Genomic DNA, 13,648 nt, shown 5'->3' with positions numbered 1-13,648 from the left:
AACATGACGACACAACGTGCATCAGATGTCATGGTCAGAGCCCTGGAGAACGAAGGCGTCGAGCGGATCTTCGGCATTCCCGGTGAGGAGAACCTCGACTTCGTCGACTCCCTGCGGAACTCATCGATCGAACTCATCCTCACCCGCCACGAGCAGGCGGCCGCGTTCATGGCCGCCACCTACGGCCGGCTGACGGGCAAGCCCGGTGTGGTGCTCACGACCTTGGGGCCGGGCGCACTCAACCTGGCGACCGGGGCTGCGTACGCCCACCTCGGCGGGATGCCGGTCATCATGATCACCGGCCAGAAGGGCATCCGCACGGCCGAGCAGGCGGCGTTCCAGATGGTCAATACGGTGGCGACGATGGATCCGCTGACGAAGGTGAGCAAGCAGATCACCTCGGCGTCGATGATCCCGACGATGGTCCGGGAGGCGTTCCGCGCCGCTCAGGCCGAGCGTCCCGGACCGGTGCACCTCGAGCTGCCCGAGGACATCGCGGGAATGCAGGTCGACGGTTTCGAGCTCATCGAACCACATACGAACACTCGGCCCGTCGCCGGGGATACGGCGATTGCGAACGCCGCGAACGTCATCAAAGAGGCGAAGAACCCGCTGCTCATGCTCGGTGCGGATGCCTCCCGGGCCTCGTGCAGTGAGGCGCTGTCGCGTTTCGTCGCCGAGATGCGCATCCCCTACGTCACCACGCAGATGGGCAAGGGGTCGGTGACGGGAGCGTCGGACCTGTACATGGGCACGGCGGCGCTGACGTCCGGCGACTACGTCCACGACGCGATCGATGCGGCCGATGTCATCGTCACCATCGGTCACGATACGACGGAGAAGCCGCCGTTCACGATGGACGAGACCGGGCCGACCGTCGTGCACATCGGTTACCGTCCCGCCATCGTCGAGCAGGTGTATTTCCCGCAGTTCGAGGTCATCGGCGACCTGGCTCCGTCCCTGGACAAGCTCGCCGAGGTGCTCGGTGGTCCCGTGCCCACCGCCGAGGCGCTCCTGCCGATGCGCGATGAGATCCTCATCAAGATCCACGAGGGAGCCGATGAGGATCGGTTCATCCCACAGCGGATCGTCCAGGAGGTCCGAGACGTCGTGCCGACCGATGGGATCGTGGCCCTGGACAACGGAATGTACAAGATCTGGTTCGCCCGTAACTACCGCACGACCCGGGCGAATACGCTGCTGCTCGACAATGCTCTGGCGACGATGGGCGCTGGCCTGCCGTCGGCTATCGGGGCGAAGCTGACCTACCCGGAGCGTCGGGTCATGGCCGTGGTCGGCGACGGTGGGTTCATGATGAACAGCCAGGAGATGGAGACCGCCGTGCGTTTGGGTCTCGATCTTGTTGTCGTCATCCTCGAGGACAACGCCTACGGCATGATCCGGTGGAAGCAGGCTGCGGACGGATTCCCCGACTACGGTCTGACCTACGGCAACCCGGACTTCGTGAAGTACGCGGAGTCGTATGGGGCCACCGGCACCCGCGTCGAGGATGTCGACAGCATCAGCGATGCCCTTGAGAATGCGTTCTCTGTTGGTGGCGTGCATGTTGTCGTCGTGCCCGTCGACTACTCGGAGAACAAACGCGTGCTCATCGACGAGTTGGGCAAGCGGTGAAGCGCTGTTTTTTGGTGCTTGCGCCCCTGACCCGCCAGTTGGTCGATTGATACGGTCACGGCTCTTCACGATTCTGCTGGGGATCTCCACGCTATGCGCGTGGGGATCCCTCGGCGAGATCGTCAAGGCATTCCTGCGGGACCGGCCGATCGATTCACTGCTCTGGGTCATGCTTGGGGTGGCGGCAGCCTCGGCGATCGTGGTCTGGTCTGTGTTTCGGGCGAGTCGTGTCAGGCTCGAGGTCAGGAGCTTCATCGGCAGCGTTCCGTTGGGAGTTGGGCTCATTTGCTCGCTGGTGGGCGGGTTCGTTCTGCCGTCGCTGCTCGTCGGCGGGGCAAATGTCATCGACGTGGCAGTCACCGCGATCGTCATCGCTGCGGTCTGCGGTGGAGCGATGCTCTACCTGCGCAGAACCTACTTCACTCCCCCGGACAGCACGGAGGGGCTGGACGCCGACACCTAGTCGGTTCGGTCGATTCTTGGAACCCAGATCCACCCCTCTCGCAGCGAACTCGACTTCAAGTCAGCAGGAGCCGGTTCGCATCTGCCCAAATAGGCTTCCAGTGCGATGATGGCGGCGAGCACTGCGTCCAGCGCATTGTCATCGGCGACGCAGAGGTCTCTGTGCCCATTCCACTCCAAGTTGGGAAATTTCGCGGACAAGTCGTCAACCAATTGGTGCCGGAATTCAGAGTTCTTCTGTCCTTTGTAACCACGATGTTGCAGGCCCCACGCTTTCAGCGCTGCCGCAGGATAGACCTCATAGACGACACCTGACCCGTCTCGGGCGACTGAGACGCCCTCTGCCCTCAGGTGTGCCTCGATACCTGCCCAGCGCATTGCCGCATAAGCAATCCGCTCAGTGGCCACGCTCAATGGCCAGACACCGGTGCAGCGTTGGACGGATCGATCAGTCTCCCTCAGCGCCAGCCCCCGTCTCCATTCGCGGTCGGTGGTCACCGGCGCGGACAGACTTCCACTGGCGTGGTCGGACACGAATTCGACGAACTTCTGTGGCCAGCCAAGAGGCACGTCAATACCTGTCCGACCTGCCTGAACAACTGAGTCCCGGATCGCGTCATCGTCGGCGCCAAGAAGAAGTTCATCAATTGTCATTTGCGCGTTGAGCGATTCCCCCTCGCCAAAATTGAGTATAGCGAGGCCAGTGCGGTCCGCCTCGGCTGCGAGGTCGACTCCGGCAAATTTCATCCCGACCTTCTTTCCATGTGTATCCACGGGGCTATCGGCCCGCTCCACGGAGGTACCGACGACGGACGCCGTGTACTGTCCAGCGTCCTCAGTATGCCGGTGGACGCTCAGGTGACTCGAACGGATAGCGTGCCCGGAAGTCATCAGCGATCTCGCCCATGGTCACGATCTTCACACCGTCGTGCCCGCCGATGTAGTCCAGCAGACGTTCGAGCATGAGCAGCACCTGCGGTCGGCCGGACACGTCCGGGTGGATCGTGATCGGGAAGATCGCATAGTCGAGTTCGCGGTAGACCCAATCGAACTGGTCGCGCCACAAGGTCTCGATATCGCGGGGATTGACGAAGCCGTGGCTGTTCGGGCTGCTCTTCACGAACAGCATCGGCGGCAAGTCATCGACGTACCAGTTCGCAGCGATCTCGACGAGGTCGATCTCCTTGCCGTGTTTGAGCGGCTTCATCCACGTTTCCGGCGTCTGCGAGTAGTCGATCGGCGTCCATTCGTCGCCGGCGATGGAGTAGTACGGTACGAAATCCTTGTGGCTCTGGCTGTGGTCGTATTCGAAACCGAACTTCTTCAGCAGCTCAGGCGTGTATGCGCTCAGCTCCCACCATGGGGCGACGTAGCCGCGTGGCTGGCTGCCTGTGAGGTTCGTGATGAGCTCGACGGACTTCTCCATGACGATGTCTTCCTGACGGTTCGTCATTGCGACGGGATTCTCGTGGCTATAGCCGTGGGCGCCGATCTCATGTCCGTCGTCGTGCACCATCTTGCATTGGTCAGGGAAGGTCTCGAGCGAATGTCCGGGGATGAACCAGCTTGCCTTGAGGTCGCGGCGTTTGAGCATCTTCAGGAGCCGGGGAACTCCAATCTCGCCGGCGAAGATGCCCCGCTGAATGTCTGAGGGAGAGTCCTCCCCACCGTAGGAACCGAGCCAGCCTGACACTGCGTCGATGTCGATACCGAGTGAAACGAAAATCTCTTTGGCCATCTTGCGCATCCTCCGTCCATTCGAAAGTGAGAACGCGGACTCGCTGCGGGCGAATGCCGCGATGCTGTGAGTCTTTCACCGAAGAGTGATCTGCGCAATAGGTTTCTCACCAGGTCAGAGACCGTACTTTTCCGTTAGGAGCTTCCCGTGCTCACTCCACGGTGATGCCGAGTTCCGAGGCGAAGAGCTCCGCAAAGAGCATAAGCTGGGTGTCGTCGATGGTCGCTCCGCGCAGCGAGTGCACGCCGGAGATCTTATGCGGTTCCAGCCCCCGAATGTCGACGTTGCCGAGGGCGGCGCCTTCGCACTGGAAGACTCCGACGCTGCTTCCCGGAAATGCGACCCGGCTGACCTTCGCCCGGTCGAGGTCGATCTCGTCGATCTTGCAGTCGAGGAACTCGACATCGGTAAGCTTCGACCCACGCAGGTTGAGGTAGGAGATACGGCAATTGGTGAATCGCACCTTCTCCCACACGCTGTCATAGACAACGCCGGCACCGATCCGCGTCCCAGAGATCGCTGTGTGCAGTAGGTTCCCACGGGACATAGTCCACGTGTCGGCGCGGCAGTCCGTAATCTCCGTGCCGGAGATCCTGGCCCCGGTGAGATCGACCGGTACGTCGACATCGCCGAAATTGACGTTCGACCATCGACAGTCGAGGAACGTCGCTTGGGTGGCATCCGCCTCGGCGAGATTGAGGTCAGTGAACTCCATCCCTTCGAGGAACTCCTCAGGATCGATATCGCCGAGGTAGCCCTGGGCAAGCTCGCCGAGGTTGATCTTCGGTGGTCGCGGAGTCTCCGTGGTCATGCGCCCACCCTAATCGCTGCCGGTGACGTACCCCGTCGTTGCGAGTTCACCCGAACGAAAACCCGCCTTGTTACCGTCGGGTGCATGGACTCGCGGCCACGCTCACTTAATGACCGCGATGCACCCTACGCGGTTGCGTTTGCAGCAGGCGGGGTGCTCGCTGTTGCCTACCTCGTGGTCCGTTACCTGCACGCTCAGTACATCGGCTGCGGTGGAGCCGGCTTCCAGTGTGGCGGGATCGTCAGTGATCTGTTCTTCGGAATCGGAAGCTTGTTTCTCGGGTTTCTAGTTGTCCTCGGCTGGGTGGCCACTGCGGTGATCGCACCATCGATGCTGAATCAGCTCCGACCACACACGTCATGGTGGTGGCGTGGGCTCACCGCCACTGGATTCTGTTTAGCCATGACCGTCGTGATCATGGCGGTCTACGGCGGAATAGTGACGTATTCGAAATAAGGCTGAGCGATCAACGTCTCCCCCACTAGACTGCAGGCATGAAGCCACTGACAACGATCCTGTCATTGCCCGTCGCCGACCCGCAGGCCACCGCAAACTTCTACGCCGATGGACTCGGCCTCGAAACCGACGGTGTGGAGGACGGCATCGTCGCCTTCGAGCTGCCGAACCTCTCCATCTTCTTCATCACCGCCGACGAATACGGACAGTACCTCGAGCTCTCTGGCCAGCCAGGTTCGAAGAATCCGGTTCCCGGCGCCAGCATCATCTCGTGTGCATTCGCCACGCGTGCTGAGATCGACGAGGTACTTGACCGTGCTGTCGCCGCCGGTGGATCAGCCGATCCTGGTCAAGATGTCGATGGCTCGTACATGGGCTACTTCGCTGACCTCGACGGCTACATCTGGGAGGTCGTCGCCAATGAGCAGACGGCGAAGGCCGCTGCGAACGGCTGAATAGATTTACGTACCTGACGGACGGTCGCAGAGGGGTTTCGCGCACGATGAGCGCACAGTCATGCGCGTCTCAGCGGCCACGGGAAGCTGAGACTCCTGCCAACGCCGTTTTCGGGACATCGACGAAACCGAGTCTCTTCACCGCCGAGGTGTAGACGAAATACTCCTTGAACAGAGCAATTGGCAATGTGATCGTGAGCAGCATTTCCGGTACCGACGGAGAGGCACCAGTGCCGAAATCGAGTACCCAGAAAATACACGCAACAGCCGAGAAGACGACCACTGACTCGATCGCTTCCTTGAGATGATGGCTCCGCAGCGTCGCCAAAGACTTCGGCGCATCGGCAACATCAACCACGCTCGTCTCACCGCCCTGACTGCTGCTGTTAATCGACCAGGTTACTTGTCGCCACAGTAGCGCAGATCACCGCAGAATTGAACCGCTGCCGCAGCTCAGCGAGCCAGTCGAGAGCACCTTCCCCAGACCACCGAGGCCGCCCAGCCCCTCACATCCGCTGGTTGCGAGCACTCTCGTAGATGCAGACTCCGGCGGCAGTGCCGAGGTTGAGGCTCTCGGCCGAGCCGTAGATCGGGACGGCGACGGATGAGTCGCACAGCTCCAGATCCTCGGGGCTCATCCCCCAGGCTTCGTTGCCGAAGACCCAGGCGGTCCGTGCGGTGAGATCCAGACCCGTCTCCCATGGATGGTGAAGATCGTGGGCTTCGTCGTTCGCGTCGGCGGCGAGCACCTGCAGGCCGCGCGCACGGGCCAGTTCGGTCACCTCGGAGAGTCCGACTCCGGTGACGACAGGAATGTGGAAGAGCGAGCCGGCGGTCGACCGCACGGTCTTGTCGTTGTAGACATCCACCGACGACGACGTCAGCACCACGGCATCGGCGCCCGCGGCATCGGCCAGGCGAATGATCGTGCCGGCATTGCCCGGATCGCGCACTTGCGACAGGACGACCACGAGCTGCGATTCCTTGTCGAGCACCGAGGTCAGCTCCACGTCGAGCGCCCTGCACACGGCCACGACACCCTGGGAGTTCACGGTCGAGGCGAGCTCAGTGAGCACCTCGGGGGTGACGGTGCTGCACTGCATACGCCCGTGCTTGGCCGTGGAGACGAACGAGGGATGCTCCTCGGCGGCCTCCTCGGTGATGAACAGCTCGAGGACGGAGCCCTTTCGCGCCAGGGCCTCACGGACGGCCTGCGGACCTTCGACGAGGAACTGCCCCGTGGCCTTGCGATCACGACGTTTGAGCAGTTTCGCGGCATTCTTGATCCGCTTCGACTGAGGTGAGGAGATGACGTCAGGGAGTTTCATGAAACCGTGTTCTCGATCCGTTGAATGCTGAAGTGGAAGAAGTGGGGCCCGAAGGGACAGGAGCTGATATGGGGACCATGCGAGTCCGAGCGAAAAGACCGACGGCCCCGAACCTGCAGTTCGGGGCCGTCGTCGATCACCGAGGCGATCGGTCAGTCACTTAAGTGACCGGAGTTTAGATAAGACGCTGCTCAGGCGGCGTCGGTCTTCGCTGCGTTGACGTCAGCAGGAAGAGCATCCTTGGCGACCTTGACCAGGTGCGCGAAGGTGGCCGAGTCGTTCACGGCGAGCTCGGCGAGCATGCGACGGTCGACCTCGACTCCAGCGGCCTTGAGGCCCTGGATGAAACGGTTGTAGGTCATACCGTTGGCGCGGGCGCCGGCGTTGATGCGCTGGATCCAGAGACGACGGAAGTCGCCCTTGCGCTTGCGACGGTCACGGTAGCTGTAGACCAGCGAGTGGATGACCTGTTCTTTGGCCTTGCGGTACAGGCGCGAGCGCTGTCCGCGGTAGCCGCTTGCCCGGTCGAGGATGACCCGGCGCTTCTTGTGAGCGTTGACCGCTCTCTTCACACGTGCCACGTGTTACTCCTTTAGAAAGTTCGTATCTGCCGGCGGTGCCGGACTCTGGTTCAAGCTGTGGGAGCCGCTTTCGACTGCCCGTGGGAGATCCCGGAGACTGTCCGGGAAAGAAAGACCCGAAAGGGGTCTCACCTGCCCTTGAGCTTGCCCAGAAGCTTGCGGGCCATGGCGCGGTCGCCGCCGGTGAGTTCCTGGTCGGTGGACACGCGGCGCTTACGAGCCGAGGACTTGCCCTCGAACTTGTGCTGGTTGTTCACGCCTTCACGCATGATCTTGCCACTGCCAGTCACGCGCATGCGCTTCTTGGCGCTGCTGTTCGTCTTCTGCTTCGGCATAGTGCCGTTCTCCTTTGCAATTCGTTGCCCGCGTCAACCGCTGGCAACTACTTCACACGCACAGACCAGGACGGACCTGGAACGCGACGTACTTAATTTCTCACGCGTCCGGGCGAGCTGCGTTCTTCTCTGCAGCGACCCGATCGCGACGGGACTTCACCTCAGCGGACTTGCCCTTGGCATCTGCCGATGCCTTCCGGGCCTCCGCCTTGGCGTCAGACTTTGACTTGTGCGGGGCGATGACCATCACCATGTTGCGTCCGTCGACTCGCGGTGAGGATTCGACGGAGCCGAGGTCGGACACATCTTCGGCCAAGCGGTTGAGCAGCTTGATGCCCATCTCGGGACGGGACTGCTCACGTCCGCGGAACATGATCATGACCTTGACCTTGTCGCCGCCTTCGAGGAAGCGGGTGACGTGGCCCTTCTTCGTCTCGTAATCGTGTTCGTCGATCTTGAGACGGAAGCGGATCTCCTTCAGCGCAGTGTTCGCCTGGTTCTTCCGGGCTTCTCTGGCTTTCTGGGCAGATTCATATTTGAATTTTCCGTAGTCCATGAGCTTGGCTACGGGTGGCTTCGCCTGTGGGGCTACCTCGACGAGGTCGAGGCCAGCTTCACCGGCGAGATCGAGTGCCTTGCGAATGGCAACGATACCGACCTGTTCACCATTGGGTCCGACCAACCGGACCTCGGGAACCCGAATCCGGTCATTGATGCGCGTCTCGCTGATGTGTTCACTCCTTTTTGCTCAAATGTGGTCGTGACAACGAAAAAGGCTCCCGTTGACACATGCCAAGGGAGCCTGCACACACGAGCAGTACGGTAGACGTACGTTCAGTGAATACACCTCGATCTGGACCCGATCAGACTATGCCTGACGGACAGATCTTTGGACCCGATCGCTCTTCGCGATCAAGGTGGGAGACAGACTCCGCTTCGCACCAGCTACCAGTGTACTACGCTTCATGACTCTTCGCACATCGAGGCCCTGGTGTGATCGCCGCATTGATTTATATGTCAAGCTTATGGCATGAGTTCTGAAGAATCTGTTCCCGCCGAGGCGATCGCCGACGTTACGCGCGACATCGCCGAGGTCCCCGCTGTCGAGGTCATCACCTCCAGCGCCGTCCACCTCATGTCCGCCGCCGCCGTGAAGTGCGGCCTGGCCGAGGACACCGCCGAAGGTCGCGGCGCCGACCTCCAGGACCTCGATGAGGCCCGCAAGCTCATCACCGCACTGGCCGGCTTCGTCACCGGTGCTGCCACCGTGATCGGCGACCACCACGCCCGCCCGCTGCGCGATGGACTGCGCAGCCTGCAGCTGGCCTTCCGCGAGGCTTCGGAATACCCCGACGCCCCCGGCGAAGGTCCCGGAGAGAAGTTCACCGGCCCCGTCCGCTGACACTCCCCCGCTGACCACTCACGCTACGGCCCTCGATCTTCGATCGGGGGCCGTTGTCGCATTCTCATTCGCCGAGGCGGCGCACTCATTCACGGACTCGACCCTCTGCGCCTTTCTTAGGTCCGCGTCGCCCGAAGGCGATTTCAGGGAGGACGCCCACCACCAGGCCGATTCCCAGATACAAGGTAAGAGTTCCCCAAGCGAAATCGACCTGAGAATCAAGGTCGACTTCTCGACTGCTCACACTGATTCCAGTCAGGACCAGAAATCCGTATAAGAGTCCTGCGCCAATCGCACAGATGATGCCGGGAAGTAGGGCATGCGTGGCAAATCGTCGCATGGTCAGGTCCTCCATTCGCGTTGAGACCAGGTTGAGAGAGTGCCTTGCTCTTTGGGCTGCAGGACGGCCGTCAACCGACAGCATCATCCGCCGAGGCGGTCGTGTCCTTGCCCGCAGACGTTCACCGATTCACGCGCCGAGGCGGCCGATCACCTCGGACATGAGATCGCCTTCGACGTGGTCGAATCCCGGCCCGAACTGGCCGAACCGCAGACCGTTGATCAGCCCGACGATGGCCACCCAGACCGTGATGGTCTCCAGGATCACGGCATCGTCGTAGTCGAGTCCGAGTTCGTCGAGTCCCTGTCGCAGCGGCTCGAGCGTCGCGCTCAGCTCCTGAGCGTCGGCACTCTGGGCCGTGCCAGCTCCGTTGGCCGCCTCGGTGCCGGTCGCTGACTCCGCCACCAAGGACGCCAAGGCCACCATGATGCGTGTTCCCGGAACCACGGTCTCCTCACGGGGAGCCTCATACCCATCGATCGGAGTGCCGTAGATGAGCGCCCACCGATTCGGATACGTGCGCGACCAGTCAAGCATCGCCAGCGCGAGCACCCGGACGCTCCGCTCCCCGGCCAAAGCCTCATCGACAGCATCGGCGATCTGCGTGAAGGCGTCGCGGATGAGGATCGTCAGCAGTTCATCACGACTCTTCACGTACCGGTACACCGCACTGGAGACGACTCCGAGCTCACGGGCGATCGCTCGCAGCGACAGCCCGTCGACGCCCTCGTCATCGATCATGCGATTGCCGATGGCCGTGATCTGCGCTTCCGTTTCGATGCGGGCGCGCTGCCGCGGGGTCTCAGTCATGGCTTCACCTTACGATCCGAGAGCAATGATGACAACAGTGAGCACTGCTCTTGAATTGTCGGCTGCCGAGCCTTACGCTGATTCGAGAGAGCACCGCTCTCGTTTAATCATCGGAGGCATCGGAAGGGATCCGTCATGAAAACAGCACTCGTCATCGGCAATGGTCAGATCGGTTCGGAGATCGCGACTCAGCTCATCGCATCAGGCACAGATGTCCGCATCGCCACCCGCTCCGGCAGAGGTTCGTCCAGCGCTTCGGGCGGAGCGACCAACACCACCGCCCCATCGGAAACGTCGTCAACGTCTGGCACGACGACAGTCAGCGCTCCAACTCACCTCAAGGCCGATGCGAGTGATCGCGCCCAGCTGGCCGAGGCCGCGCAGGGAGTCGATGCGATCTTCGCCTGCGCACACGCTCCCTATGACAGTCGGAAATGGGAGCAGGTTCTCCCCCGCCTCGACGCAGCGATCCTCGACACCGCCGCAGACCTCGGCATCCCCGTCGTCTTCCCGGAGTCGGTCTACGCTTTCGCCGGACTCGACGCCCCGATCACCGAGACGTCACCGTTCGCTCCGGTGGAGGACAAGGGACGAATCCGGCAGCGACTCATCGAAGCCCGTGACTCTCATCCCGCAACGAGCGCAAGCGTCATCGCCGGGGACCTGCTCGGCAGAACCGCGGAAAAGTGGTCGTCGGTCGTGCGGATGTGCATCACCGAACCCGTTTCCGCCGGGCGTAGGGCCATGGTGCCGGCACGGACTGATGTCCCGCACGGAATCACCGTCATCGCCGACCACGCAGCCGCAATGATCCAGGCGGCAGAGGATCTGAAGGACGTCCCCGCAGGGACGCACCAGCTGCGGATCGCACCGGCATCAAATCCGACACTGGCCGAGATCGCCGACTTCACCGCCGACGTCCTGGAGAAGAAGCACAAGCGTCCGCTCTCAGTCCCACGCTGGGCGACCCGTGCCATCGGTGCTTTCGAACGCTCCTTCTATGAGCTCAACCAGTTGGCACCGATCTGGTACGAACCCTGCGTCATCGACTCCGCCGATTTGGCCGAAACAGTCGGCACAACCGACTGGCGCGAAGGCGTACGGCAGATGCTCTGAGGAATAACGGTCGCGAACGTCCTCTGACCGCGGAAGTTCGACAGTGATCCGCAGAACTGCATGGTCGTTTCATGTTTCTGTCACCGATTGGGTTAGGACTCAGTCATGGAAGTCGTTCGGCTCTGCTGGGATGCGCTTCGCCATGAGACAGAACTTGTTGCCGTCCGGATCCGCGAGAACATGCCAGCTTCCTGACGGCTCGACATCAGTCTTCGTGGCACCCAACGCCATAAGTCTTTCGAGTTCGTCCGCCTGGCTGCGGTCAGTCGGACAGAGGTCGAGATGCAGACTGTTGTCCCCAAACGAATCGTTCGAACGCTCGAAGAGAATGGTCGGTGCATTCGACGCCCCGGAGATCGCGACTCCGGTTTCGTCTGTGGCCGTCACTTCGTATCCCAGTGCTTCGCACCAGAATCGGCTCAGCCGAGCCGGGTCCGGGGTTTTGACGATAAGGTCGCTGATTCGACTCACCATGGGCAATCGAACCTCACAGTCGGATCCCGTTGCCCGGGCCCAGCGGCAGGTCGAAGAGGAACCAGATGCCCAGCAGCACGGCCCAGGCCAGCCAGAACGGGATGACGAACGGGAACATCCGAGAGATGACTGTGCCCAACCCGGCGTTCGGCTCATACCGGCGGACGAGGCCGAGGAGGACGATCATGTACGGGTTGAGCGGGGTTATGACCTGAGTGGCCGAGTCTCCGACGCGGAAACCGGCCTGGATGAACGCCGGTTCGTAACCGAGCAGGGCGAAGAGTGGGACGAACACGGCGGCCATGAGCGTCCACATCGACGATCCGGACACGATGAATAGGTTGAGCACGCTGGCCAGGAGCATGAAGCCGATGACCGCGGCGAACCCGGTCAGTCCGATCGCTTCGAGCCCCGACGCCCCTGCGACGGCGATCCACGAACCGATTCCCGTCCAGTTGAACAGGGCGATGAACTGCCCGAGGATGAACGCGAGAATGAGGAAGGACATCATGTCGATGATCGATTGGCTCATCATCTTCACGAGGTCGTTCATCGACCTCACTGTGTGCACGACAATGCCGTAGACGACGCCCATGAGCATGAAGTAGGCGAAGACGATGAACACGATCGACGACAGCAGCGGGGACTCCGGGAGGAATCCGCCGTCCTCGTTCCGCCAGGGTGAACTGGGGAGGAGGAAAGCGAAGAGGAAGACCGCGGTGAGGACGAGACCCGAGATCACCGACCAGATCAGCCCCTTCGTCTCTTCCGGTTCGAGTTCGGCCTTGATCTCGGTGGACGAATCACCATCGGAAGACTCAGAGGATCCATCCGATGTCGCCGAGGCATCTCCGTAGGGGCTGTCGGGTGCCTGGTATTCGCGGGCCAGCCCGCTCGTCGAGGCATTCGCGTATTCGCGGGGCACTCCCTTGCGCACCATGTTCGGTTCGATGAGCCGGTCGATGATGAAGCCGGCGATGATCGCGAGCACGATCGACGAGGCGATGTTGAAGTAGTAGTTCGATACCGCGTTGACCGCGGTGTAGTCGGTGTTCGGCAGGGTCTCCATCACCGAGGTGGTGATTCCGGCGAACAGAGCGTCGAGGCTCGTGGGGACGATCGACGTCGAATAGCCGGCACCGGTGGCGGCGAACCCGCCGATGAGACCGGCCATCGGATGCCGTCCTGCGGCTTTGAATACGAGCGCAGCCAGAGGCGGGATGATGACGAACGCCGAGTCGGCCATGATCGACCCGACCACCCCGACGAAGCCGACGGCATACGGCAGCAGCCACTTGGGGCTCTTGCCGAAGGCGATGCGCACGGCCGCGGCGAGCATTCCCGACTTCTCTGCCACACCGACGGCCAGCAGAATCGGCAGCACCGTGGCCAAGGGCGGGAACCCGATGTAGTTGTCGCCCATCGTCGTGGTCAGCCACGCCAGGCCCTCCCCGGTGAACAGGCCCTTGATCGCGATGGCCTCGTCACCACCGGGAATGGCCACGGTGACATCGGCCATGGCCATTGCTGTGGAGACGAGGCCGGTGATGATGAAGAGCCCGAAGAACAGCGTGAACGGTTCGGGCAGCTTGTTTCCGATGCGTTCGATCCAGTCCAGCGTGCGCTGGCCGAAACCGACTTTCCCATCTGTCGTCGTCGACATGAGCGGTCCTTCTCTTCGATGGCGCGGGTCTGGGTGCGGCGG

The 13,648-nt window shown here is 61.9% G+C and carries 17 protein-coding genes; 6 read left to right on the top strand and 11 right to left on the bottom strand.

The window, feature by feature from the left end:
* Positions 1-3: 3 nt before the first annotated feature.
* Together ACU4IU_RS15895 and ACU4IU_RS15890 are read left to right on the top strand one after the other, a co-directional pair.
* Positions 4-1,635, top strand: coding sequence for an acetolactate synthase large subunit (locus ACU4IU_RS15895; RefSeq protein WP_446657263.1), 1,632 nt, complete (start codon positions 4-6; stop codon positions 1,633-1,635).
* A 46-nt stretch (positions 1,636-1,681) separates the two neighbouring features.
* Positions 1,682-2,098 (top strand): hypothetical protein, encoded by a 417-nt coding sequence (locus tag ACU4IU_RS15890; protein ID WP_376906282.1) that lies wholly within the window; start codon positions 1,682-1,684, stop codon positions 2,096-2,098.
* On the opposite strand, the gene ACU4IU_RS15885 is transcribed toward ACU4IU_RS15890, so the two are convergent.
* The 3 genes from ACU4IU_RS15885 to ACU4IU_RS15875 all read right to left on the bottom strand — a co-directional run bounded on the left by ACU4IU_RS15885 (position 2,095) and on the right by ACU4IU_RS15875 (position 4,646).
* Complete coding sequence (locus ACU4IU_RS15885; protein ID WP_446657262.1) at positions 2,095-2,844, bottom strand: DUF429 domain-containing protein; 750 nt, start codon at positions 2,842-2,844, stop codon at positions 2,095-2,097. The genes ACU4IU_RS15890 and ACU4IU_RS15885 overlap by 4 nt on opposite strands.
* A gap of 88 nt (positions 2,845-2,932) precedes the next feature.
* Positions 2,933-3,835 (bottom strand): polysaccharide deacetylase family protein, encoded by a 903-nt coding sequence (locus ACU4IU_RS15880; RefSeq protein WP_135809592.1) that lies wholly within the window; start codon positions 3,833-3,835, stop codon positions 2,933-2,935.
* A gap of 151 nt (positions 3,836-3,986) precedes the next feature.
* On the bottom strand, positions 3,987-4,646 hold the full coding sequence (locus ACU4IU_RS15875; protein WP_446657261.1) for a pentapeptide repeat-containing protein: 660 nt from the start codon (positions 4,644-4,646) through the stop codon (positions 3,987-3,989).
* An 84-nt stretch (positions 4,647-4,730) separates the two neighbouring features.
* Between ACU4IU_RS15875 and ACU4IU_RS15870 the strand changes: the two genes are divergently transcribed.
* Positions 4,731-5,102, top strand: coding sequence for a hypothetical protein (locus ACU4IU_RS15870; RefSeq protein WP_446657260.1), 372 nt, complete (start codon positions 4,731-4,733; stop codon positions 5,100-5,102).
* A gap of 38 nt (positions 5,103-5,140) precedes the next feature.
* On the top strand, positions 5,141-5,557 hold the full coding sequence (locus tag ACU4IU_RS15865; RefSeq protein ID WP_446657259.1) for a VOC family protein: 417 nt from the start codon (positions 5,141-5,143) through the stop codon (positions 5,555-5,557).
* A 70-nt stretch (positions 5,558-5,627) separates the two neighbouring features.
* Here ACU4IU_RS15865 and ACU4IU_RS15860 read toward each other — a convergent pair whose 3' ends face one another.
* From ACU4IU_RS15860 to infC, 5 genes are all read right to left on the bottom strand, one after another.
* Positions 5,628-5,915, bottom strand: a complete 288-nt coding sequence (locus tag ACU4IU_RS15860) for a hypothetical protein (RefSeq protein WP_446657258.1) — start codon at positions 5,913-5,915, stop codon at positions 5,628-5,630.
* Between the two features lie 148 nt (positions 5,916-6,063).
* Entirely contained in the window at positions 6,064-6,885 is an 822-nt protein-coding gene (locus ACU4IU_RS15855; RefSeq protein ID WP_446657257.1) for a TrmH family RNA methyltransferase, read from the bottom strand.
* Between the two features lie 191 nt (positions 6,886-7,076).
* Positions 7,077-7,466, bottom strand: a complete 390-nt coding sequence (gene rplT / locus ACU4IU_RS15850; RefSeq protein ID WP_025779787.1) for a 50S ribosomal protein L20 — start codon at positions 7,464-7,466, stop codon at positions 7,077-7,079.
* Positions 7,467-7,594: 128 nt separating this feature from the next.
* Positions 7,595-7,801 carry a 50S ribosomal protein L35 gene (gene rpmI / locus ACU4IU_RS15845; RefSeq protein WP_039206667.1) on the bottom strand — a complete coding sequence of 69 codons (207 nt, stop codon included), beginning with the start codon at positions 7,799-7,801 and terminating at the stop codon, positions 7,595-7,597.
* 100 nt (positions 7,802-7,901) lie between these two features.
* Entirely contained in the window at positions 7,902-8,483 is a 582-nt protein-coding gene (gene infC / locus ACU4IU_RS15840) for a translation initiation factor IF-3 (RefSeq protein ID WP_039206665.1), read from the bottom strand.
* Between the two features lie 348 nt (positions 8,484-8,831).
* On the opposite strand from infC, the gene ACU4IU_RS15835 reads away from it, so the two are divergent.
* Complete coding sequence (locus tag ACU4IU_RS15835) at positions 8,832-9,203, top strand: DUF1844 domain-containing protein (RefSeq protein ID WP_039206663.1); 372 nt, start codon at positions 8,832-8,834, stop codon at positions 9,201-9,203.
* A gap of 469 nt (positions 9,204-9,672) precedes the next feature.
* Here the strand turns inward: ACU4IU_RS15835 and ACU4IU_RS15830 are convergent, their stop codons facing one another.
* Positions 9,673-10,353, bottom strand: a complete 681-nt coding sequence (locus ACU4IU_RS15830; RefSeq protein ID WP_139908371.1) for a TetR/AcrR family transcriptional regulator — start codon at positions 10,351-10,353, stop codon at positions 9,673-9,675.
* A gap of 135 nt (positions 10,354-10,488) precedes the next feature.
* Here ACU4IU_RS15830 and ACU4IU_RS15825 point away from each other — a divergent pair, with 135 nt between their 5' ends.
* Entirely contained in the window at positions 10,489-11,469 is a 981-nt protein-coding gene (locus ACU4IU_RS15825) for an NmrA family NAD(P)-binding protein (protein ID WP_446657256.1), read from the top strand.
* 99 nt (positions 11,470-11,568) lie between these two features.
* Here the strand turns inward: ACU4IU_RS15825 and ACU4IU_RS15820 are convergent, their stop codons facing one another.
* On the bottom strand, positions 11,569-11,943 hold the full coding sequence (locus ACU4IU_RS15820) for a VOC family protein (protein ID WP_446657255.1): 375 nt from the start codon (positions 11,941-11,943) through the stop codon (positions 11,569-11,571).
* A 13-nt stretch (positions 11,944-11,956) separates the two neighbouring features.
* A complete protein-coding gene (locus tag ACU4IU_RS15815; RefSeq protein ID WP_446657254.1) occupies positions 11,957-13,606 on the bottom strand; it encodes an AbgT family transporter in 1,650 nt (549 codons plus the stop codon).
* Between the last annotated feature and the right edge of the window lie 42 nt (positions 13,607-13,648).

This window comes from Brevibacterium sp. CSND-B09, assembly GCF_052906525.1.
The sequence above is the reverse complement of the archived record's forward strand: the minus strand, read 5'-3'. Positions and strand labels throughout refer to the sequence as shown.